Here is a 20,224-nt window from a genome sequence, read left to right as displayed (position 1 = left end):
TGAGCGGCCGCCGCCGCCCCACTTCCGCCGGAGCCAACGACCAGCACATCACAATTCATCTCTATCATCGCCTGCCCCTCCCTTAGCCGACGGTCACCTAGGGAATCTCTGCACAGGGAGGAATCGAGCGAGAAGCGGGAGGCGCCGCCTGAGCAAGAAGCGTGATCCGATCGCAGATCCGTAGATCTGCAGAGGGTCGCGCGACGCAGCGCAGGCGGATGCATCGCGCTGCGCAGCCGCAGCCTCCCTGTGCAGAGGTTCCCTAGCTCTGCCGCACTGCTGGGTCTCGGGACATTCTGGGCCGCGGCCGCTGCAATAGCAACGCCCCGGAACTCGCGTCCCCGATGCATACGCTGCATCTCACGGCTCGATTTGAGTCCATCCGCTTCCCGCGAGCCGTCTTGCACGCGTCAGCAAGCTTCTTGGTGACTTCATCGCCGATGCCGAAAACGACCTCGTCGGGAGTCTGCCCCTCGAATGCTGCGTGGGACATCACTTCATTGTGCGCTTTGACGTAGAACTCGGTGAGGCGACTAAGCGCGGCGAAGGAATCTAGAGAATGGAGCGGCTTGTGAACCGCGACCGGATTTCGGCGACGAATAGAGCATGCAGTCCGGCTGCGGGAGCTCGGCGTCGGCGCCGAGGCCAGCGTTGTCCTGCAAAATGAGGGACATTCCCTTCCTGCGCCGTAGCAGACGAATGGAGTGAACCGATGCGCGACGACTTCAGTGCTCAGACCTTCACAACGGCCCTCACCGTCGAGTGAGACCGGCCAGCGATCCGAACCTCGACTACCGCGCTCTCGTGAGACGCGGGTACAACGACTGCGCGAAGGCTTACGACAGATCGCGCCACGAGAAGTTCGAGCCGAGCCTGGAAGTGCTCGTCGCGCAAATCGAACCCGGTCGTCGCACCCTGGACCTGGGCTGCGGCGCAGGTATTCCGGTCACACGCGAGCTCGCCAGACACTTCGACGTAAGCGGTGTCGACGCTTCGCCGAACATGATCGAGCGTGCCCGAGCGAACGTACCCGGCGTCGCGTTCTCCGCAGTCGACATGATGTCGGTCGACTTCCCGGCCGGGCACTTCGCCGCCATCGTGGCGTTCCGCTCGATCCATCACCTGCCCCGCGACGAGCACCCCGAGCTCTTCAAGCGCGTGCACGATTGGCTCGAGCCACGCGGCTACTTCCTGGCGACGCTCAGCCGCCACAACGAAAATTCCTACCTCGAGGACGAGTTCTTCGGTGTGACCATGTTCTGGAGCAACTTCAGCCTGGCCGAGTACCTGACGCTGCTCGAAGAGACCGGATTCGAAGTGCTGAGGGTGGACCAACAACAGCACCCGCTCGTCTTCGCCCAGAAGCGATCGTAGTGCAGCCCGAACTTGAGTAGGACACGCTGGGAAGTACGATTCGCCGGGGTTGTCACACCAACCAGCGCCGCCGCCCCGAGGTCACCCCAGACGAGGGCGGTGCAAGTATCGACTACCTCCGTGGCAATCCATCGACCCCAGAACTGCGGGTACAGTGCGAAGCCGACCTCGATCTCGCGGGTACTCTGGAGCGGCAGGTACCGAAGAATTGCACGCCCGATAAGGCGAATGCCCGCAATGCCAGGGCCCCACGAAGTGGAACGCCACGATCACGGACCCGAGGGTCGCCTCCGCAATCCTGCGCCATCTGGATCTCTCAGCGTACGCCCCACCGATTTCCCCGGACCGCCCGGCGCCAGAACCCGAGCACGGTGAAGGCATCTGCCCTGACAGGTATCACTACTAACAACTATCGAGACTACTTCGGATGGTTGGCTGCGAGATCGGTCAGCGACGCTCTCGAGAACCCGGACAACATGTTCCTGGGGGATGCGCCGCTCATCCATGTTCCACAGGAACGGGCTTTGGCCTACTTGCCAGCCGAAATCCTGGATGCGGGCAGGACGCAAGTCAGCGCCGTCCTTCATCCGCGCGCGGCTGCGCTCCCGGAGTCCTGGCTGCATGCCGGTGCGGCTGGAAAGCTGCTGTGTGGGACCCGGTACCCAATCTTTGATCGACGATAAGTAGAATTGCGAAACCACATGGTCGACAGACAAGGACCTGCAAGATGATCGATACATACCGTCATGAGACGTGGTCCTCGCGAACCGGCTTTCTCCTGGCATCGATCGGCGCCGCCGTCGGCTTGGGCAATCTATGGCGGTTTCCGTACATAGCGGGTGAGAACGGCGGTGGCGCGTTCGTGCTCATTTACATCGGTTTCGTCATGCTGCTGGGCTTTCCGCTCGTCGCAGCCGAAATGATGATCGGCCGGCGCGGCCACAAGAGTGCCGTCTCCACGATGCGGGACCTTGTCCGGGGCGAAAATGCGCACCCCGTGTGGAAGGCAATCGGCTGGCTCAGCCTGATCGTGCCGTTTGTCGGTCTTAGCTACTACTCGGTGGTGGCTGCCTGGACGCTGGACTTTCTCTGGCTGTCGGCTTTCGACACCTTCAGCGGGATCGACAGTGCCGCCGCCGAGCAACTGTTCGGCGATCGCATCGGAAGACCGCTACGCCAGTCGATACTTCATGGGACGTTCATGGCGATCACGGTGCTGGTAGTCGCGCGCGGTGTAAACAACGGCATTGCGCGCATCGCCAAGATACTGATGCCGATGCTGTTCGGCTTACTCGTGCTGCTCGTCGTGTATTCGATCGTGTCCGGCGATATCCGCGAGGGACTCCGCTTCCTGTTTGCACCGGACTTCAGCCAGATGACTGGAACCTCGGTGCTGATGGCGTTGGGTCAGGCGCTGTTCTCCGTTTCAGTCGGCGGCGGTGCACTCATCACCTACAGCGCCTACATGCCGAGGGATTTCTCTCTCACCAAGTCAGCCGCGATCATCTGTATCGGCGACACGCTGGTCGCATTGCTTGCAGGTGTTGCCATTTTCCCGATTGTATTCGCGAGCGGGCTGAGTTCGTCCGGCGGACCAGGGCTGATCTTCATGACGCTGCCGATAGCGTTTGGCCAGATGCCTGCAGGGCACCTCGTTGGCACGTTGTTCTTCTTCCTTCTGTTTTTTGCGGCTTTCTCGACCGCGCTCGCGATGCTGGAGCCGATGGTCTCCTACCTGATCGAACGGCCCGGTGCGAATCGCACCCGCATGACGGTACTGACGGGCATCGCAACCTGGGCAGTCGGACTCGTCTCGGTCTTTTCCTTCAATATCTGGGCCGATGTACATCCACTCGGCTGGCTCGACATGGACAAGACTCTTTTTGACCTGATCGATTTCAGTGTCGCCAATATTCTCATCCCGGCGAATGCGTTGTTGCTCGCCTTGTTTGCCGGTTGGGCCATCAGCCGGGCAACGTCGACAGAAGAGCTCGGGAGCTCGCCGAGCATGTACGCCTTGTGGCGATTCGCGCTGCGCTACCTGTGTCCCATCGCGCTCACTCTCGTGATGATCGACCTCTTGACCTGAACCGCTGCGCGATAACTCGCGGTGCGCTGGCTTGAAGGAGGCGGGCTTATTGTTAGGCGATGTCTGCCAGGCATGCGGACAGTCGATGGAGCCCCTCCTCCAGATTGACATCGGGTCCGCCGCCGACGCCTACGCGGATGTGGCGGGGCAGCCCGTACGCGCTACCGGGCAGTAGGAAGGTACGCCAGGGTGGTTCGAGCAGGCGCGCGGCGAGGCGATCACCGTCGATGGGTGCTTGCAGTCGCGCAAGGCCAATCAGGCCGGCCTCGGGGCGTATCCACGTGAGGTCCTGTTCCGAGGAAATGAAGCGGTCGAGACGTTCGAGGTTCGCGAGACCCTCTTTGCGTGAGTCAGCCATCGCCGCCGAGTAACGCTCCGGTCGAAGCGCGATTTCAGCAATGTGTTCGCCCAGAATATTCATGATCTCGCTCGAGTTCTCTCTCAGGATCAGCGCGTCGCGAACGACCTGGTCGTCGGGCGAGATCATCCAGCCAATACGCAACCCTTGCAGGCCCAGGCACTTCGACAGGCTTCCGGTGGTGATGCCGCGCTCGTAAAGACCGGCGATCGACGTCCGGCGCGGCCCCGACCACTCCAGGCCGGCATAGACTTCGTCGACCAGCACGTAGGCACCGTGCGGGCGGGCCAGTGCCGCGATCTCGCGAAGCTCGTCTTCTGCGAGCAAGCGGCCGGTCGGATTATTGGGATTGGACAGGAATATCAGGCGTGTGCGTTCGTTGACGGCAGCTGCGAGCTCCGCCATCGGGAATTCCCAACCATTGTCGTCCGTTCGTTCGACGACACGGAGTTGGGCGCCGATGGCCCTGGCCAGCACACCCACCTGGGGCCAGCCGGGGGTCTCGGTGACGATCTCCTGGTCTGCATCCACTAGCTGGCGGATGCAGAGGTAGTTGGCTTCTGCCGCACCGGCCGTGATCAGCACATTGTCGGCCGGCAGATGCGTGTCCAGCGACGCCTGACGGAGCACATGCGACCGAAGCTCCGGCAGACCGAGAAACGAACGGTTGTTCCAGTCGAGCTTGAGTCCGGGATCGAGATCATCCAGGAAATCGCCGAGCGCAGGTGACCGGGCAAGAGAGAAGCCGATGACCGCCTCAGGCTCGCACTCTGTTGTCTTCAACAGGTACTCGAACATCTTGTGGATCTTGACTTTCATATAAGATCCCGTTCACGGAAGACTGACAAGGTGCTCATGGTGATCGAAGGATTCGAAAACAGCAAAGTCCGTCGACTCTACGTAATGGACTATGGCCTGTTCCAGGTTCACTCGAACGGACGCATCATCGGCATTTCCGGCTCGCTCATCGAGACCGACGACGGCAAGTGGGTGCTGGTCGATACCGGGTTTCCGCAGAGCTATCTCGTCGACCGCGAAAAGGCATCCCGCGAGGACAAGCTGGACGAGTTCGGCACGATCCTCGAATTGGACCCGCAGAACATGCCTGCAGGGCAACTGGCGCTCATCGGACTCACGCCTGATGATATCGATCTCCAGATATTGACCCATACTCATATCGACCACGTCGGCGGGATCGAGGACTTCAAACACGTGCCGATGGTCGTTCATCGAGCGGAGCGTGCGCTGGACAAGCCGCTTTACTGGCACGGTCGCCATCCTTACGACTGGCCAGAGGACCAGGTCTACATCGAGGTGGCCGGTGATGTGGAGCTATTTCCCGGGCTGACGCTTCTGGAGACGCCGGGCCATACACCAGGGCAGATGTCGCTGCTCGTCGAGCTGCCGGAAACCGGAACGGTCATCCTCACCAGCGATACGATCTCGCGTCCAGAAGAGCTCGAAGAGGGCTTCGCAGGTTATTGGCGTCCCGATCTGGCCGAGAAACACGCGCACCGTCTGATGGCACTGGCCGACGAAGGTGACGCGTTCGTGATCTTCGGACATTCGCCCGAACAATGGCCAAGACTCAAGAAGATCCCGGAGTCTTACGCGTAGCAACAGCATGCGCGCCAGATCATTGAATCAACTCATTTGCTAGCGAACGTCACGCCCCTGGTTGAGAATGATGACGTTGCCGCTGGCGACGTCGCCGCCCGGCGACATCAGAAAAGCGACCCAGGCCGCAACCTGATCGGGCTGCATCGGGGCACCGTGCGGCATCGCGGCAATGGCGGCTTTCAGGGTTTCTGCATCCACGACATTGAATAGCGGCGTCTCCGTCATCGCGGGTGCGATCGAGTTCACCGAGATCCTGTCCCGGGCGTATCGGCGCGCCAGGTCCTTCGTGAGCGTATCAAGTGCTGCCTTGCTGGACCGGTAATGCGGCGGGTCGAACACGTCGAAATTGTAGGCGCCGTTCGATGAGATATTCACGATCTTCTTGACGCCGGGGCGGCGCAACATCTGCGGTACCGCTCGCTGGCAGCAATGAAAAGCCGCCGAAAAATTGATCGCCATCTGCCGGTCCAGCTCTTCCGCCGGGATTTCCGGAAACTCGCTCATGAAACAGGTGCCGGCGTTATTGACCAGCCCATCCAGTCCGCCGAACTCTGACTCGACCTCTGCGAAGAGAGCATTCACCGCGTCGATGTCAGTCAGGTCTACGGGATACGCCCTGAAAGCAGCGTCGTCCGTGTCCGATGATTCAGCAACCTCCTGGAGTCCCGATGCTGAGATATCGGCGCCGATGACTCGGTGACCCTGATCGATCAACTGCCGCACGATGGCGCGGCCCAGCCCGCCAGCGGCTCCGGTTACCAGAGAGACCTTGTTCAATTCGATGCCTCCATTTCGCGAGGTGCCAAAACAACCGGCATTCTAACGCTTTGGTGAGGAGCCCAGAGGCAGATATTCGCTCGATCGTCCGCCCCGGAACGAGGCCCGGCATCGCCCGTTTCTCCGCAATCGCATTCTTCAATCAGACAGGGCAACGGTCAGGCGTTCCGACCTTTGATAGAATCCGGGGCATCAATCTTCTGAGCCTCAGCGAGCTGGTCAGCCTGTTGCCCAGCCGCTGAAGCTCAATCCGTTGGGTGGCGAGTAGAGAGATGGCGCGTCTTCCCTATTCCGATGTCGAAGACTTGGACGACAGCACGAGAAAGATCCTCGCGTTGGCGCCTGATCTCAATATCTTCCGTATGCTGGGGAGCTGCGAGACACTGATAGCCCCGTTTCTTGCCCTGGGCAGCGCGATCTTGACGCAGACGAAGATCAATCCGCAGCTTCGCGAACTAGCGATCGTGCGCGCCGCGGTCCGCTGTGGCTGCGCCTACGAACTCAACCAACACGATGAGATTGCACGAGAGGTGGGGGTCTCAGAGGAGAAGATCTCGGCACTGCGAGATGGTCCGGGTTCCGCCGTCTTTGATGAACGAGAGCGAGCGATCCTCGAGTTCACCGACGAGCTGATCGATTCGGTAAAGGTCAGTCGCGAGAGCTTCGATGGCGTGGCGTCGTTCTTGGATGCTTGCGAGATCCAGGAGTTGATCATTGCAATCGGGTATTACTCCCTGGTAGGTCGCTACCTTGAGAGCCTTGAAGTTGATCTCGAGAGCGGATCGGAACGGCAGTTCGTTCGCGTGGCCGATGTTCGTTCGAAGCTGTCACGAGGTTGAGCGTGAAGGACCAGTGTTGCGAAGCCAAGGGGACAGAACTCGCCGCGCTCCGTCTCCGCCAGGGCCGGGTCTTGGCCGTCGTGCTTGCGGTCAATCTCGCAATGTTCTTTGTCGAGTTCGGGACCGGCCTTCTGTCCCATTCCACTGCCCTCCTTGCCGACTCCTTGGATATGCTCGGCGACTCGTTTGTCTACGGGTTTAGCCTTCTGGTTCTTCACCGAAGCCTTGCGTGGCGCGCTCGCGCCGCCCTCGTCAAAGGGGTGATCATGGCTGCGTTCGGCGTTGGCGTTCTTCTGGAGGCCGGGTTCAGACTTCGCGCCGGCGTACCCCCGCTGGCACCCGCCATGCTGGGAATCGGTACACTTGCCCTTGTTGCAAATACCTACTGTTTCTCTCTTCTCTGGCGACACCGGGCCGACGACATCAACCTTCGATCCACTTGGCTCTGCTCCAGGAACGATCTGATCGCAAACGGGGCAGTTCTCTTCGCGGCTGGTCTAGTAGTCTGGCTCGAGTCGCTTTGGCCAGATCTCATTGTCGGTATCGCCATCGCCATCCTGTTTCTGCGCACCGCGACTCTTGTGCTTCGGGAATCACTTGCCGAGATCAGGCGGGCACGGAGTGGCCTCATTCCGGGCGCCGGCTGACCAGCGCTTGCGGTCGGACCGGCCCTATTAGCGCTTTTGGGCGTCTCGAACAGTAACCGTCGTTCCGTCTCATTCGGTCCAGGAGATTGGCCTGCGGCACCGGGAGTTCCGACTTGGACACTGATTACCTCTACACGGTCGCTGAGGTCAGCGTCGCTCTCGCCGGGTTCGCGGGCCTGGTCACCGTCCTGGCCCGTCGCGACGACGCAAGCTCGGCACAGCGCGACGCGCATCTACTGCAGAGCATGCTGTTCGTGAGCCTTATGGTGACGGCATTTTCGCTGTTTCCGCGATTGCCGGTCAGCTTTGGCCTGGCCCCGCAATCGGGATGGCGAATTTCGTCCGGCGTCTTCTTCGTAGCCTGGCTTGTCTACGTCATCCCATCGTATCGGCGGTTCTCGGCCGTGTCCGAAGAGTTCACCCCGGGATGGCGTCGCGTCGCCAACCTCCACTTTGGCATGCACGGTTTCGTAGGCGTTGGTCTGCTTTTGGGCGTTTTCGGCGTCTGGGGTGATCGGTCAGAGGCGATCTATCTCTCGTGCCTGTTCATGCTTCTCTACCAGGCGAGCTATCTGTTCGTAAGGCTCTTCCTCAGGTTGCTCGCACGATCGTCTAGCTAGCCTGCGCTCATTGAGAGGTTCAAAGCGAGCCCGTTCCAGAGTCCCCAGATTCCCCGACTGCCGGATCTCAACAGCCGACGATGAGCGGTTCTGTTGGGTAGATCGAGGCTCTATACTTCCTGTCCGCGAGGTGGCGAAGCGCGCGGCTCAGGGGAGCTGATCGGGTCGAAGCGCGAAAAGAGCTGAACCCTGCGCGGCCGAGTCACTCCCCGGAGCAGCCGTCACAGGCCTCCGAGGGCCGCGGTCCCGGGAAGAAGTAGCACGACGCCGTGTTATCCGGAACGGAATTGGCCGCGTTGCAGACGTCCGTCAGACCGGTCGTCGGCGGTGCGGCGTCCTGGATGCCGGTCGTCGATTCCGAACCGTGCTCCGGGTTGCCCGGACCGATCTGAAAAACGATGTCGTTCGACTGATGGTAGAGGAGCGCCTGGAACTTCCATGTTGCACCGCCCACGGGGAAGTGTGAGACGTTGTCCCACTGGAACACGGTGCAGTCCTGGGTCGTCGGAGGCAGGTCGCTCGCACGTGGGCATACCGGGAAGTACTGCGTGTAGATGTCCGCGACGAGATCGTCGTGCAGCGCGTACAGGCGGGCTCCAGCAGTCGCGCCCGGTGGGCTTGGGGTAGCGGGAAGCGAGCAGTCGTTGGTCCGGTCGATTCCGCTGTTCCCGGCCAGGCTCGTCGTAAGGAACCCGTTAGTGTTGGCCGCGAGCGAGTTGTACACGGTCCCGTAGATGTTGAACGGGGCGCTCAACGCAACCGCGCCGGAGACCGTGTCGTCGCCGGACACGACGAAGGTGCCGGTGTTCATTCCCGTCGGACCGATGTCGACGAACGAGAACCCGCACTCCGCTCCGGACCGCACCAGTGTGTAGCCGAAGGCATCCGTCTCCTGGGCGACCGCATCGCCCGGGGTGAAGGTCGACAGAGCCGTGACGAATCCCAGCAGGACCACCATCAGTGCCGCATGAACTCGCTCGTAGATTCCCGTCACAGCAACCGGTTCCTTCGCCTGAATCCCGCCTTGTACCATTGACCCGGCGGCGAGCGCGCAACAAGGTCAGCAAGTCGTCATCGGCAGTGGGCAATCCCGCTCGGGCGACGGGTTCGTAGAATCTGACAAGGAAGCACGGCCAGTGGCCAAACTGCGGGCAGCTGCACTACTCCGACCTCCCACCGCCGGGGCATCGTCAAGAACGCCTTCTTCAGGTACAAATCGGTCATGGGCGATCGGCTTAGTGCTCGTCATCCGAAAGCGCAGGAGACGGAAGCGATCCTCGGCTGCAACATCCTGAACCGCATGTTCGAGCAGGGCCAAATCGCCTTTCCGATGTGAGACGCTTGCGTCGACTCGCGGCGAGGATACGCACGTACTCGGCATAGCCACATGTGCCAAGCGCGCTTCACTGGCTCGATGACGAGCAGCATCAGCGATTCTGGCGCTTCTCGAATTCTCGGAGGCTGGGACTTCCGGCCTGATGCGCTCGCAAAGACGATTGCGAATCAAAGTGCATGAGCCCCAGCCGGTCCGACTGCAATATCTTCCACAGAAGACGCACCGCGTGCCGCACACCCTATAGGAGAGACCCGATGCCCGGAATGGCTGAGAGATACCACGAGTTGGCTCCTGGCGCCTATCTGACACTAATGAGCATGATTGAAGCAATCGCCCTCGAGAACCTCGTCTCCCGCGGACAGGAGATCGGGGCAGCCAGCAACTTCGGCGCCGAGAGCGTTGCTGTCTGGCTCGCATGGCTGCTGACCTTGCAGGTCATCATCTGGACGTGGGTAACAAACGCTCAGGGCGACATCCAACGGTGTTTCCCGTCAGAAGCAGTTGGACAATCAGTGACCTGATCCATTCGAGAGTTCCCCGACTCTGCCGGGGTCAGGTCAGTCGCGGCTCTGTTGAACGGAAACTTTGCGCCCAGGAGGTACGGTGAATGCGGCCAGCGCCGCAAAGGCCGCAAGCGACCAGACCACGACCGCTCCCGAGGGCAGATCGAGTAGCGCCGAGACCGCGAGTCCGACGACGTACCCCGCGACGCCGATCCCATAGGCGACCGCGAGGCGTCGCCGCCCCTGCAAGCGAAACGTTCCGAGCGCCGGCACGACAAGGCTCGCGAAGACCAGATAGAGCCCGACCAGCGATACGGATGCGGTCACGCTGACCGCGAAGAGCGCATAAAAAGCCGGACGCCCGAGGCGTTCCCCCAGTCCGAACCAGATCGCGAGCACCGCGACGGACAGGATTGCGACCGGCCAGAGCTGTTCGAGTCGCACCCAGAGCAGCTGACCGACGAGTAGCTCCCGAAGGTGCTCGCCACCATGGGGGTTTCCGGCGAGGAGCATGATGCCGAGCGTCGCCGCCATCACGAAAGATGTGCCGATCAGCGCCTCCTGGATCTCGGGCCAGCGGCGCTCGGTCCAGTTGAGGAGGCTCGCACCGAACAGCGCGGAGGTCACCGCGGCGGCCTGCACCTCCCAACCGTGCGGATCGTGCAGGTAGCGGTCGGCGGCGATCACCCCCAATCCCGCGAACTGCGCGATCGCAAGGTCGAGGAAGATGATCCCGCGCTTCAACACCTCACAGCCAAACGGGACGTGCGTCGTCAGGACCAACAGCCCCGCGAGACACCCCGGACCCAGGATCCCCAGTTCTAGTCCGTCGAAGCTCACGTTACGGGGCGACCTTCAGCAGCAGGCGAAGCGTCTCGTCGAACAGGCCGAAGAGATCACCTGCCCCATCGGTGCCACCGACGGTGTAGGGCAACATCACTGCGGTGAGCTGCGTCCGTTCCGTGAGCCAGTCGGAGGCGCGAGCATCTTGATACGGCGTGCGCAGGACCGCTCGTGCGTCCGAGTCCGCGGCTTGCTTCAGCAGACGCGCGAGATGACTGCTCATCGGCGGTACGCCGGGTTTCGGCTCAAGGGCCCCGATGCGTTCCAGGCCGAGCCAGTGTTCCAGGTACACCCAGTTCACGTGGTGCACCACCACCTGCATGCCGCGGAGCGGCACGGCCCGTTCCGCCCAACTCGTCATCGCCGTCGTCCAGCGCGCCTCGAAGTCCGTGTGGCGCGAACGATAGTGGTCTGCGTGCTCCGGATCGACCTCGGTCAGCCGCTTCGCCAGCGCGGTGGCCACACGCTGGATGTTGCGCGGATCGTTCTGGATGTGCGGATTCCCCGAGGCGTGGACGTCGCCCTCCGAGCGGTCGACGGAACTCGGCACGTCGAGCAGCGGAACGTGATCCGCCGCGAGGAAGTACCCCGGATGGCCCGGCTGCACGTGGCGGTTCCCGGCCTGCCGGACCAGCACCGGGAGCCAGCCAACCTCGAGTTCAGCGCCGGTGCAGACCACGAGCCGCGCGCGCCGAACCTTCGCGATCAGACTCGGCCGGGCCTCGATGTGGTGCGGATCCTGGAGCGCGGTGGTGGCCACGTAGACCGAAACCGCATCACCGCCCAGCTCTGTCACAAGCGCGCCCCACTCGGGTTCGCAGGCGACCACACGCAACGCGGCCCCCGCCTCTGACGCGGCCACCAGGGAGAGCGCAAGCGCGAGCAGCGCGAGTCCCTTCCGCATCTCAGTACTTGTGGGCCGCATGCGCGCCAAAGCTCATCACGTACTGCGCCGTGATGCGGCTGTTCGAGCGTGGGGCCGACTCGTCGAGGCTGTACTGCAGGCGGATGCGCCCGAACTCGCTGTTCGTCCAGTCCATCATCGCACTCCACTGTTCGGGGCGGTGACTCATGCGATCGAGCGTCGTCCCGCTGTAGGCCGCCCCCAGACTTTCGGTCTGCAACTGACCGTAGCGCAGACCCGCGCGCCAGCCGCGACAGAACTGGTACACGCCCTGCGCGTAGAAGCCGTAGCTGTGGCGATCGAGATTCATCGCCGACCCGCCCATGGGGGTGAACCGGCCGTCTTCGTCGAAGCGCGCGACCTCGGCCTGCAGGGTCAGGTTCCGCTCGGTCGAGTTGCCATTTGGCGCCCACTTGTAGATCGCATCGACGAGCGTGACATCGGCCGTTCCGGAAAACAGATCTCCGTCACCCGTCGAGCGCCCGCGCGCGTCCGCCGTGAGATATGAAAGGCCTGTGCGCCAGCTGTGATCGGTACCCACGTCCCCCGCAACGTGCGCGTAGAGGGTCCACGCCCCGGTTCCCGAGCTCTCACTCGCGTTGCCCGGAAAGCCCTTCCCTCGCAGCAGCTCACCGCCGATCTCGATGAAGAGATCCGTCGGTGCGACCCAGCGCGCCTGCACGCCGTCGTCCGCCAGCTGGCCCCCGAGGAACGTCCGATACATGAGCGGACGATCGGTGAAGTTGTCGGTGTGGGCGTGGTGTGCGTTGAGGTACCCGATACCCGAAAAGAAGCGGCCGCCGCGAAGCGTTAGGCCGTCGGCCAGAGCGGCGGTTTCGATGAAAGCGTTCTCGAGTTCGGTCTCGGTGGTGCCCCCGTCATCCGCCAACGCCAGGGTCAGGCTGCCGCGGAACTTGTCGTCGATCGACGCGTCGAACTGGAGCTCCGTCTCGCCGAGCGAGATGCCCTCGCTGCCGGGGCCCGCCTCTCCGTCCAGTGCGAAGCCGGGAATACCCGGGTCCGAGGGGCTTCGCGAGTAGGCTCGATAGCGCCCGTCGAGCACGACGCCGATCGAGGGGTTGAAGGTGTTCGCGAGCGTGCGCGAACTCCCAGCCGCGACATCGGGGACGGGACCGTCGCCAGCATGCGCGGCCGAGACCCGCGCTTCCGCGTTGCGCGCAACGTCTTCTGCACGCAACACGCGATCTTCGAGCGCGCGAAGGCTCCGCTGGTGTTCTTCCTGCATTCGGACCATCTCTGCGCGAAGCGCGTCGAGTCCGCTCTCTTCTTCCGCACGGGCAATCGGCGACGCGACGGTCACGCCAACGACAGCCGCCCATGCGAGGGTTCGCATTGCAAGCATGTCTCTCTCCATTTCGCGCAGCGGTCACTGCGCATGCGAGTCAGGCCGCGCATAACTGCACGGCGGGATCGATCAGGATCGGTCTAGAGAGCGAGCGGGCGGCGCGCGCGACGCGCAGGGGCCGGTCCCGACCGGCACGAGTGCGCGCTCGGCCTGCGGCAGTGCGGTCGCGACGAGCACGATCGGGGAATCAGCGTGGGAGACCTGCGGGCTCGGTACCGCCGTGTGGGTAACGAAGCAGGTAACACAGGTCTCATCCGAGGACTTGAGCGCGTGGCTCGTCGCGTGGACGGACCCCAGAAGCGCTGACGCGAGCGCGGCCAGGGCCAGCCAACGCCTGAGCGATCCGCGGTTTCCCGACATCTTCATGCACCAGAACGTGAACCATGCCCCGAGAAGACGCAAGCCCCGGCGCTGGCGGCCGAGGACGTCTAGAGCGCGGGGGCGTACCGCCTGGCCTGGGCGGACCTCATCACGAGTCCGGCGTATGCTCTGATGTCGTCCTCGGATGTGTTCCAGCATCCGAGGACGCGAGTCCACGAGATGAGGCAGACCAACTTCACGTACTTCCGGATCGTGAACTGGAGTTGATCAGGTACCGGTCAATCATCGGACCCAGCTCTTGAGCGACAACGGCTCCGCATACGTATTCGGTGAACTTCAGGACTACTTGGACAAGCGGCACATGATCCACACCCGCGGCGCTCCGTAACATCCGCAGACCCAGGGCAAGATCGAGCGTTATCACGAGGCTCTCGACAATGTGATGCCCGCGGATGCCTACTTCGGTCAGAGACGCGCGGTGGTCGCGGAGCGAGAGAAGATCAAGAAGCGTACAATGCGAAAGAGGAAGAAGGAGCACCTGGCCGCGATGGTGGCCTGGGCCTGGCGGGGACGATGGAATGTCTCCGGCTGATCCAGCGGAGTGGCAATACCGCTTCCGCAGAGGGCTCCGAATCGCATCTGCGTGAGTTGTTCCCAATGCTCGGTCGTCGTTTCAAGCAGGTGATCGTGCGGGGCGACTCGGCGTTTGCCAAGCAGACGATCTTCGATGCGTGCGAGGAAGCGGGACGAGGATCGTCCCCACAAGCGCCGCAAGCGTGGACCGAACCAACGTCGGGAACGGGTGCAGGCGCGTCACAAACACGATCTTCAGCTCACGAATCAGTGGATCGCCGAGATCGCGTACCGGCCCGATCGCAGCTCCAGACCCTATCGGTTGATCGCGCACCTGGCGCACAACCTCAAACCGTGGCTCGCGCAGCTTGCACTCCCGATCGAGACCGTGCGTTGGAAATGGAAGCGCTTCCGACGTGCCTTTGTCTACTGCGCTGCTCGAGTCATCCTCACTGCGCGACAGGTCCACGTTCGCTTCGCCGACAGCCACCGCTCGGAGTCCCTTCCATCGCGTCCCGAAATCCGATATCACGCAGCGATTTCCTACGCTGAGGAAGCTGAGCGCCTATTTCAGGACTGGGTCGAGTCCGGAAACATTTCTCGACGTACACCCTCTGCCTCCACGGCTTTCCCGAGATCGGGTACTCTTGGCACCATCAACAGCCGCTGCTGGAGAGACAATGAAGGGCATCGTGTTGCGAGGAGCGGTCGGGTTCGGTGCCGCGATTGTGGTCGCCGCCTTGGCTCTCGCCGCGATCCGATTTTTCTCGGACGGTCCAATCGCGGTCTTGCCGGGAGGTCCGATGTCGGGGCCCCACGCTTCGGGGCCCTTCCCCGAGTTTGATACGCCGCCCGGGGGACTCATCGAGCTGCAGGTCGAGGGGTGGCGTCCCAGCTCACGAACCGTCATCGGCTTTCTCCACGACGGCAATCTATACGTTCCTGCCGTTCGGGCGGAAAGCAAGTGGTGGCCGAAACAGGTGCTGGAGAATCCCGGCGTGTTCGTTCGCCATATGGGCAGCCTCTACAAGAGGAGAGCGAGTCGGGTCACGGACCCACTTCTGATGTCATCTCTTCGCGAGACAGTCACTGCTACTGAAAGACTCTCATCGGAGATTTTCACCGCTCAGACAACCTGGTACTTCCGACTGGACCCGATGTAGTCCCAAGGAGATCCCCTGGCGAGACCCCGCCTAATGAGGATCTGCGACCGACACCAGAGACTTTCCAGAGGCGAACCAGTAACGGGAAGCTCGTTCCGCAAGCACAGAGTACTGGGATATTCAATCTGACGGTGCCTTCCCAGTTTTGCTCCGCCTTGCCCACCTCCGGATTCCGCACGGTCGAGCCTCGTCCTCCCGCCGCTCTGAGGGACCCTTGCAGGTGCCCGGCTGCCCGCGTCCGTTCCAGAGCCTCCAGATTCCCCGACTGCTGGATCCCAACAGCCGACAATGGATGGTTCTGTTAGGTAGACAGGGGATCTATACTTCCTATCCGTTGGCACGTCCAGGATCGCGGCCAGCAGCGACGCACCGTGCGTTCATTTCCTCTCCCCGGGCAGGCCTTCGCGAATACGTGCCGAGAACGACGGGTCCCGATCTGCTGCCTTCGCCGCCTGGGTGATGTTGCTCCGCTTGCGCAGTTCCTCGAAGGGCAGGCTCGTGTCGATGGTGCCGCGAGAATAACCCATCTCGTCGATGTAGCCGTTGACCAGGATCTTCCAGCTCCAGGGGTTGCCCGGCGCCACGTGCTGCGCGTGGCGCCGGATGGTCGTGGTGCAGTTGTGCGTGAGCGCGTTGTACCAGCGGGGCTCGGCGACGAGCCGGTTCACCTCTTCGAGATAGTCGCGAAGGATGGCCTGGGCCACGTCCTTGGGTGTAGAGAGCCGATAGAGGTAGACGTCCTCTCCGCGATGGTTGGTCCGCAGCCCGACGAGATCGTGCTCGTCCGCCACCACGTAGTACAGCTCGAATTGCCGGAAGAAGCCCAGAACCGCCGAGTAGGTTTCGCCCTGCTCCTTGCGGGTCTCGATCGAGATCGCCAGCGGCGGCCCGTCCTCGAACTCCCAGCTCACGATCGTGTGGGCGATCATCGGCGACCCCCAATAAGACAGGAACAGGTCCGCGCCCCGCAGCTTGCTCAGGTCGTAGACACGCTCTTCCCAGCGCTCTGTGTAGTCGCTCTCGGTGCGGTAGTCGAAGTTCCGCACGTTCTGGATCGTGACGAGGTCTCCGTCGAAGACCGCGCTCGCGGCGCGCGCCACGTCCGGTTGCCAGGCACGTTCGTTACTTGGATCGATCGCACTCCACCACAAGAGCACGCCAAGGAACAGCGCTGCGGATCCCGCAATGCCGATTCGAAAGGAACGCGCGGCCAGCAGGACGCCGAGGGACGCCAGCGCGAAGGCGGCCGACAGCAGCCCGGCGAGCGGCCTCGCGCTCGGACCGTCGAACCACAACGCAGCCGATCCCCAGGCGATCCCGAGGAGCAACACTGGGCCGGCGAGCAGCCACTTCAGCACGGACTTGTCCCTTGCACGGTTCCTCTTCCTCGTCTGGATCGAAATCCCCGGTAGGGTATGATGCCGTCGTGTTCAGAAAACACAAAGAGCAAACGCGGCTCCTGCGCGGAGGCCTCGCGCTGCTGTTGGTCTCTGCCCTCGCTGCCTGCGCGAGCGTCCGGGTCTCCACCGATTTCGACCCCGAGATCGACTTCGCCGCTTACCGAACCTTCGCGTGGCTGCCGGAACCCACCGGAAGGACCGGGAATCCCCGACTCGACAGCCCACTCCTCGCAGACCGGATCCGCTCAGCCGTGGAGCGCGAGCTCTCGGCGAAGTCCTTCCGCAAGGTGGCCGCGGGAATGGCGGACTTCCACGTCGGCTATCACCTTTCGCTCGAGAAGGGCATCGACGTGCGAACGGTCGACCAGCGCTACGGGTATGGGCCGGGCTGGCCCGGCAGCGGCCCGTCGCACACATACGTCTCGGAGTACGAGCAAGGAACGCTGATCCTGGACTTCGTCGACGCCGGCGCGAATCGGCTCGCCTGGCGCGGCTCCGGCAGTCGCCGGATTCCCCGCCAGACGACGCCGGAGCAGACCACGGAAAACGTGAACATGGCCGTGACGGAGATCCTGGCGAGCTTCCCGCCCGGGGAGCAGGCTCCGCGCTGACGGCGCTGGCACAGGGGAGGATCCGAAAGTGCTGCTGAGACACTCGCTGGTCCTCGCTCTGTTCGCGACAGCGCTGCTGGGTGTAGGGGGCTGCGCGGCCACCCACCCGGCGCCGGTCTCGACGTCCGGCTTCCTCGACGACTACGACCAGCTCGTGCCCGGCGCCGAGGACGAGGTCGGGTTGCTCTACATCGACCCGGAGGCGGACTTCACACGCTGCGGCAAAATCGTGGTCGACATCGTGACCATCCGGCGCACCGTCGCCGGGCCCACCGACATTCCCGAGGCGGTGCTGACCACCTAGGGAACCTCTGCACGGTAACGACGACGCGTGGCTCCGTGCTCATGGTGCTCTCGGTCTATTGGCCTCTGGGTGCCAGCAGTCGCTGACCCGGTCGGGGTCCCTCGACCAGTTCCCCGCCTTCGACCACCTGAACCCCGCCGACCAGAACGTGCTCTATCCCCACGGCCTCCTGGTAGGGATTCCGGTACGTCGCCCGGTCGTTGACGGTCTTCGGGTCGAAGATCGTGATGTCGGCATCGGCGCCCTCCTGTAGCCGCCCCTTGCGACGGAAGAGCGGCGCGTGATGTTCGAGTCGCCGTGCTGGGAGCAAGGTCATCTTGGACACCGCCGTCATGAGACTCAGGGCCGGGTCTTCGCGTACGTAGCGCCCAAGGATCTTCGTGAAGGCACCGTTGTGCGGCGGCACGTGTTCTTCGCGGCTCTTCATCGCGATGAGATCGCTCACGATGATCACACCGGGCTCGGTGATGGCACGTCGGGTCCATTCCTCCTTCAGGTAGTGATGGATGACAGCGCCGTCGGGGTGCTCGCGTCTGTATTCCTCCCACATGGCCCTGTCGAAACGCTCACCTGTCGCGGCCCACTCGACGTCCTCGTAGCTGATGTCGAAAATGGTCTGCCAGTCTCGACCGAATACGGCGGCCGAGATCGCGGTGGAGCCCGCGTTGTAGGGCAGAACCTCAGTGGTCACATCGACACCGCGTTTGCGCGCCGCTCGGATCTCGGCGAGGAAGAGCTCGATGTTCTTCATGGCGTTGTGGCTGATGTGGCAGACGTGTAGGGCGGCTCCCGTTCGCTCGGCCAGGGCCAGGACCTCGCGCAATCCGGCGGGATCGCCGTTGATGCCGCGTCTCACGTGGACGAAGACCGGCGCCCGCCGCTCCGCTGCCACCTCGAAGATCATCGCGAGCTCGTGTTCGTCGATGGCTTCGCTGAAGTAGTCCAGTGGCAGGCCGATCCCGAGCCCGCCCTGGTCGAGCCCTTCGTGCAGCATCGCTCGCAACACCTCTCGCTGCTCTGGCGTGGCCGGCTCGGTGAAGGTACGCGCGAGAGCAGGGGCCATGCCCCTATAGATGAACCGTGCGAGCGTCCACCATCCCTTGAACCCGACAGGCCTGGGAGAGCCAGTGAAAAACTCGGGCAGGACGATTCCATCCTTTTGAAGGATCCGCATGCTCCCGTAACCAACGGAAGCCCCGTAGTGTGTGAGCGGTTCGTCGCTGATCTGAGAACCGTATTTGCCAACGGGAAACGCGCCCGCCTCGAGCTCGAGAGCGGTCGTCACCCCGTCCATGAGCTGGTAGTACTGGCCAAGCGGGGTCGGTGAGTGCGTATGCAGATCGATGAATCCCGGCGCCACGACCAGGCCGGACGCGTCGATCTCGCGATCGCCCCTGAGCGGCTGCTCCGACACCCGGGCAATTCGATCCCCCCGAATGCCCACGTATCGAACCGCGTCCAGCCCTGTCTCGGGATCCATCACGCGCCCATGCCGGATGACGAGCGGATAGTCATCGGAAGCCGCCGAACCGGCGGTCAGGCAGAGTACCCAGAGGATCAGTACTGCGGTGCGATTCATGGCGCGAAGTTAGGACAGATTCGCAGGCACCGAAGCGCCGCTGTGTGCGCTTTGAGATCGAGTCCGTCTGAACGGGCAATCAGGGGATCACCTGTGACGCTCTACGTTTCGATGAAGGACGAAATCTCTTCGAGTCCCTTTCGTTTGATGTCGGGTACGCGGGCATCGTCCGCCGGGTAGCCCACGACGAGCAGTAAGAACGGACGTTCGGTTTTCGGTCGGTCCAGAATCTCGTTGAGGAATTTCATTGGACTCGGCGTGTGCGTCAATGTCGCAAGACCGGCCTTGTGCAGAGCCGTGATCAGCATCCCCGTCGCAAGGCCCGTCGATTCAGCCGGGTAGTAGTGTTTTACTTTTTGGCCATCGGGCAACTCAGCGAACTTTTGTTGAAACACCGCTATCAGATACGGCGCCGTTTCCAGGAACGGTTTGTGTTCATCGGTGCCTAACGGCTCGAGTGCTGCAAGCCACTCCTCGGAAGCGCGATGCTCGTAGAACTCCCGTTCCTCGGCCTCGGCCGCCTCTCGAATCCTCTTCTTGATGACCGGACCACTGACGACTGCGAAGTGCCAGGGCTGAAGATTTGCACCGCTCGGTGCGGTGCTTGCAGCTCTTAGTGCCGTTTCGATGATGTCTCGCGGTACGGACCTGTCGGAAAACTCGCGAACGGTTCTGCGCCGATTCATTTCCGTGTAGAAATCACCCACGCGTTGGCGCATTTCCTCGACTGGATATTCGCGATACTGCTCGAGCGGAATGCTCGGGTAACTCGCCACATCAACTCCTTTTGGGTAATACGTCCAGCGACTCAGCGCCGGTAGGCCGAGGCTTCGAGATCCGTCCGTGACCCAGCGATCCTAGGGAACCTCTGCACAGGGAGGCTGCGGCTGCGAAGCGCGATGCATCCGCCTGCGCTGCGTCGCGCGACCCTCTGCAGATCTACGGATCTGCGATCGGATCACGCTTCTTGCTCAGGCGGCGACTCCCGCTTCTCGCT

At 62.6% G+C, this 20,224-nt stretch carries 22 protein-coding genes; 11 read left to right on the top strand and 11 right to left on the bottom strand.

Features of this window, described 5'->3' with window-relative positions; translation table 11 throughout:
• Window positions 1-804: 804 nt before the first annotated feature.
• Window positions 805-1,374, top strand: coding sequence for a class I SAM-dependent methyltransferase (locus tag GY725_04310; protein MCP4003399.1), 570 nt, complete (start codon window positions 805-807; stop codon window positions 1,372-1,374).
• Here GY725_04310 and GY725_04305 read toward each other — a convergent pair.
• Window positions 1,224-1,613 carry a GNAT family N-acetyltransferase gene (locus tag GY725_04305; GenBank protein MCP4003398.1) on the bottom strand — a complete coding sequence of 130 codons (390 nt, stop codon included), beginning with the start codon at window positions 1,611-1,613 and terminating at the stop codon, window positions 1,224-1,226. The two genes, GY725_04310 and GY725_04305, sit on opposite strands and share 151 nt — an antisense overlap.
• A gap of 488 nt (window positions 1,614-2,101) precedes the next feature.
• Between GY725_04305 and GY725_04300 the strand changes: the two genes are divergently transcribed.
• On the top strand, window positions 2,102-3,463 hold the full coding sequence (locus GY725_04300; protein MCP4003397.1) for a sodium-dependent transporter: 1,362 nt from the start codon (window positions 2,102-2,104) through the stop codon (window positions 3,461-3,463).
• Window positions 3,464-3,515: 52 nt separating this feature from the next.
• Here GY725_04300 and GY725_04295 read toward each other — a convergent pair whose 3' ends face one another.
• Complete coding sequence (locus tag GY725_04295; protein ID MCP4003396.1) at window positions 3,516-4,640, bottom strand: aminotransferase class I/II-fold pyridoxal phosphate-dependent enzyme; 1,125 nt, start codon at window positions 4,638-4,640, stop codon at window positions 3,516-3,518.
• Window positions 4,641-4,676: 36 nt separating this feature from the next.
• Between GY725_04295 and GY725_04290 the strand changes: the two genes are divergently transcribed.
• Window positions 4,677-5,438: an N-acyl homoserine lactonase family protein gene (locus tag GY725_04290; GenBank protein ID MCP4003395.1), complete on the top strand. Its 762-nt coding sequence runs from the start codon at window positions 4,677-4,679 to the stop codon at window positions 5,436-5,438.
• A 39-nt stretch (window positions 5,439-5,477) separates the two neighbouring features.
• On the opposite strand, the gene GY725_04285 is transcribed toward GY725_04290, so the two are convergent.
• On the bottom strand, window positions 5,478-6,218 hold the full coding sequence (locus GY725_04285; GenBank protein MCP4003394.1) for an SDR family oxidoreductase: 741 nt from the start codon (window positions 6,216-6,218) through the stop codon (window positions 5,478-5,480).
• 272 nt (window positions 6,219-6,490) lie between these two features.
• On the opposite strand from GY725_04285, the gene GY725_04280 reads away from it, so the two are divergent.
• From GY725_04280 to GY725_04270, 3 genes are all read left to right on the top strand, one after another.
• Window positions 6,491-7,057: a carboxymuconolactone decarboxylase family protein gene (locus tag GY725_04280; GenBank protein MCP4003393.1), complete on the top strand. Its 567-nt coding sequence runs from the start codon at window positions 6,491-6,493 to the stop codon at window positions 7,055-7,057.
• Between the two features lie 2 nt (window positions 7,058-7,059).
• Window positions 7,060-7,704, top strand: coding sequence for a cation transporter (locus tag GY725_04275; protein ID MCP4003392.1), 645 nt, complete (start codon window positions 7,060-7,062; stop codon window positions 7,702-7,704).
• Between the two features lie 113 nt (window positions 7,705-7,817).
• On the top strand, window positions 7,818-8,324 hold the full coding sequence (locus tag GY725_04270) for a hypothetical protein (GenBank protein MCP4003391.1): 507 nt from the start codon (window positions 7,818-7,820) through the stop codon (window positions 8,322-8,324).
• 202 nt (window positions 8,325-8,526) lie between these two features.
• Here the strand turns inward: GY725_04270 and GY725_04265 are convergent, their stop codons facing one another.
• On the bottom strand, window positions 8,527-9,318 hold the full coding sequence (locus GY725_04265; protein ID MCP4003390.1) for a hypothetical protein: 792 nt from the start codon (window positions 9,316-9,318) through the stop codon (window positions 8,527-8,529).
• A 596-nt stretch (window positions 9,319-9,914) separates the two neighbouring features.
• On the opposite strand from GY725_04265, the gene GY725_04260 reads away from it, so the two are divergent.
• On the top strand, window positions 9,915-10,181 hold the full coding sequence (locus tag GY725_04260) for a hypothetical protein (GenBank protein MCP4003389.1): 267 nt from the start codon (window positions 9,915-9,917) through the stop codon (window positions 10,179-10,181).
• A 36-nt stretch (window positions 10,182-10,217) separates the two neighbouring features.
• On the opposite strand, the gene GY725_04255 is transcribed toward GY725_04260, so the two are convergent.
• The 4 genes from GY725_04255 to GY725_04240 form a co-directional block, all read right to left on the bottom strand.
• Window positions 10,218-11,003, bottom strand: coding sequence for a metal ABC transporter permease (locus GY725_04255; protein MCP4003388.1), 786 nt, complete (start codon window positions 11,001-11,003; stop codon window positions 10,218-10,220).
• A gap of 1 nt (window position 11,004) precedes the next feature.
• Window positions 11,005-11,910 carry a zinc ABC transporter solute-binding protein gene (locus GY725_04250; GenBank protein ID MCP4003387.1) on the bottom strand — a complete coding sequence of 302 codons (906 nt, stop codon included), beginning with the start codon at window positions 11,908-11,910 and terminating at the stop codon, window positions 11,005-11,007.
• Between the two features lies 1 nt (window position 11,911).
• A complete protein-coding gene (locus GY725_04245) occupies window positions 11,912-13,273 on the bottom strand; it encodes a hypothetical protein (protein ID MCP4003386.1) in 1,362 nt (453 codons plus the stop codon).
• Window positions 13,274-13,345: 72 nt separating this feature from the next.
• Window positions 13,346-13,636, bottom strand: coding sequence for a hypothetical protein (locus tag GY725_04240; GenBank protein ID MCP4003385.1), 291 nt, complete (start codon window positions 13,634-13,636; stop codon window positions 13,346-13,348).
• Window positions 13,637-14,170: 534 nt separating this feature from the next.
• On the opposite strand from GY725_04240, the gene GY725_04235 reads away from it, so the two are divergent.
• Both GY725_04235 and GY725_04230 read left to right on the top strand, forming a co-directional pair.
• Window positions 14,171-14,722 carry a hypothetical protein gene (locus tag GY725_04235; GenBank protein ID MCP4003384.1) on the top strand — a complete coding sequence of 184 codons (552 nt, stop codon included), beginning with the start codon at window positions 14,171-14,173 and terminating at the stop codon, window positions 14,720-14,722.
• 128 nt (window positions 14,723-14,850) lie between these two features.
• On the top strand, window positions 14,851-15,333 hold the full coding sequence (locus GY725_04230; GenBank protein MCP4003383.1) for a hypothetical protein: 483 nt from the start codon (window positions 14,851-14,853) through the stop codon (window positions 15,331-15,333).
• A gap of 377 nt (window positions 15,334-15,710) precedes the next feature.
• Here GY725_04230 and GY725_04225 read toward each other — a convergent pair whose 3' ends face one another.
• The gene (locus tag GY725_04225) at window positions 15,711-16,691 is read right to left on the bottom strand and encodes a DUF4105 domain-containing protein (GenBank protein ID MCP4003382.1); all 981 of its coding nucleotides are present in this window, start codon (window positions 16,689-16,691) and stop codon (window positions 15,711-15,713) included.
• Between the two features lie 68 nt (window positions 16,692-16,759).
• On the opposite strand from GY725_04225, the gene GY725_04220 reads away from it, so the two are divergent.
• Both GY725_04220 and GY725_04215 read left to right on the top strand, forming a co-directional pair.
• A complete protein-coding gene (locus GY725_04220) occupies window positions 16,760-17,344 on the top strand; it encodes a DUF4136 domain-containing protein (GenBank protein ID MCP4003381.1) in 585 nt (194 codons plus the stop codon).
• 28 nt (window positions 17,345-17,372) lie between these two features.
• On the top strand, window positions 17,373-17,648 hold the full coding sequence (locus tag GY725_04215; GenBank protein MCP4003380.1) for a DUF3313 domain-containing protein: 276 nt from the start codon (window positions 17,373-17,375) through the stop codon (window positions 17,646-17,648).
• A gap of 55 nt (window positions 17,649-17,703) precedes the next feature.
• Here the strand turns inward: GY725_04215 and GY725_04210 are convergent, their stop codons facing one another.
• Together GY725_04210 and GY725_04205 are read right to left on the bottom strand one after the other, a co-directional pair.
• On the bottom strand, window positions 17,704-19,227 hold the full coding sequence (locus GY725_04210) for an amidohydrolase family protein (GenBank protein MCP4003379.1): 1,524 nt from the start codon (window positions 19,225-19,227) through the stop codon (window positions 17,704-17,706).
• A 101-nt stretch (window positions 19,228-19,328) separates the two neighbouring features.
• Window positions 19,329-19,946, bottom strand: coding sequence for a nitroreductase family protein (locus GY725_04205; protein ID MCP4003378.1), 618 nt, complete (start codon window positions 19,944-19,946; stop codon window positions 19,329-19,331).
• Between the last annotated feature and the right edge of the window lie 278 nt (window positions 19,947-20,224).

It is taken from the genome of bacterium (assembly GCA_024226335.1).
Lineage (GTDB): Bacteria > Myxococcota_A > UBA9160 > SZUA-336 > SZUA-336 > JAAELY01.
This window is presented reverse-complemented; position numbering and strand designations above follow the sequence as displayed.

Coding starts and splice junctions, on each gene's coding strand:
- GY725_04205 (MCP4003378.1), bottom strand. CDS start 19,946: ATGCGCCAACGCGTGGGTGATTTCTACACGGAAATGAATCGGCGCAGA.
- GY725_04280 (MCP4003393.1), top strand. CDS start 6,491: ATGGCGCGTCTTCCCTATTCCGATGTCGAAGACTTGGACGACAGCACG.
- GY725_04290 (MCP4003395.1), top strand. CDS start 4,677: ATGGTGATCGAAGGATTCGAAAACAGCAAAGTCCGTCGACTCTACGTA.
- GY725_04230 (MCP4003383.1), top strand. CDS start 14,851: ATGAAGGGCATCGTGTTGCGAGGAGCGGTCGGGTTCGGTGCCGCGATT.
- GY725_04260 (MCP4003389.1), top strand. CDS start 9,915: ATGCCCGGAATGGCTGAGAGATACCACGAGTTGGCTCCTGGCGCCTAT.
- GY725_04300 (MCP4003397.1), top strand. CDS start 2,102: ATGATCGATACATACCGTCATGAGACGTGGTCCTCGCGAACCGGCTTT.
- GY725_04295 (MCP4003396.1), bottom strand. CDS start 4,640: ATGAAAGTCAAGATCCACAAGATGTTCGAGTACCTGTTGAAGACAACA.
- GY725_04235 (MCP4003384.1), top strand. CDS start 14,171: ATGGAATGTCTCCGGCTGATCCAGCGGAGTGGCAATACCGCTTCCGCA.
- GY725_04210 (MCP4003379.1), bottom strand. CDS start 19,227: ATGAATCGCACCGCAGTACTGATCCTCTGGGTACTCTGCCTGACCGCC.
- GY725_04245 (MCP4003386.1), bottom strand. CDS start 13,273: ATGCTTGCAATGCGAACCCTCGCATGGGCGGCTGTCGTTGGCGTGACC.
- GY725_04240 (MCP4003385.1), bottom strand. CDS start 13,636: ATGTCGGGAAACCGCGGATCGCTCAGGCGTTGGCTGGCCCTGGCCGCG.
- GY725_04250 (MCP4003387.1), bottom strand. CDS start 11,910: ATGCGGAAGGGACTCGCGCTGCTCGCGCTTGCGCTCTCCCTGGTGGCC.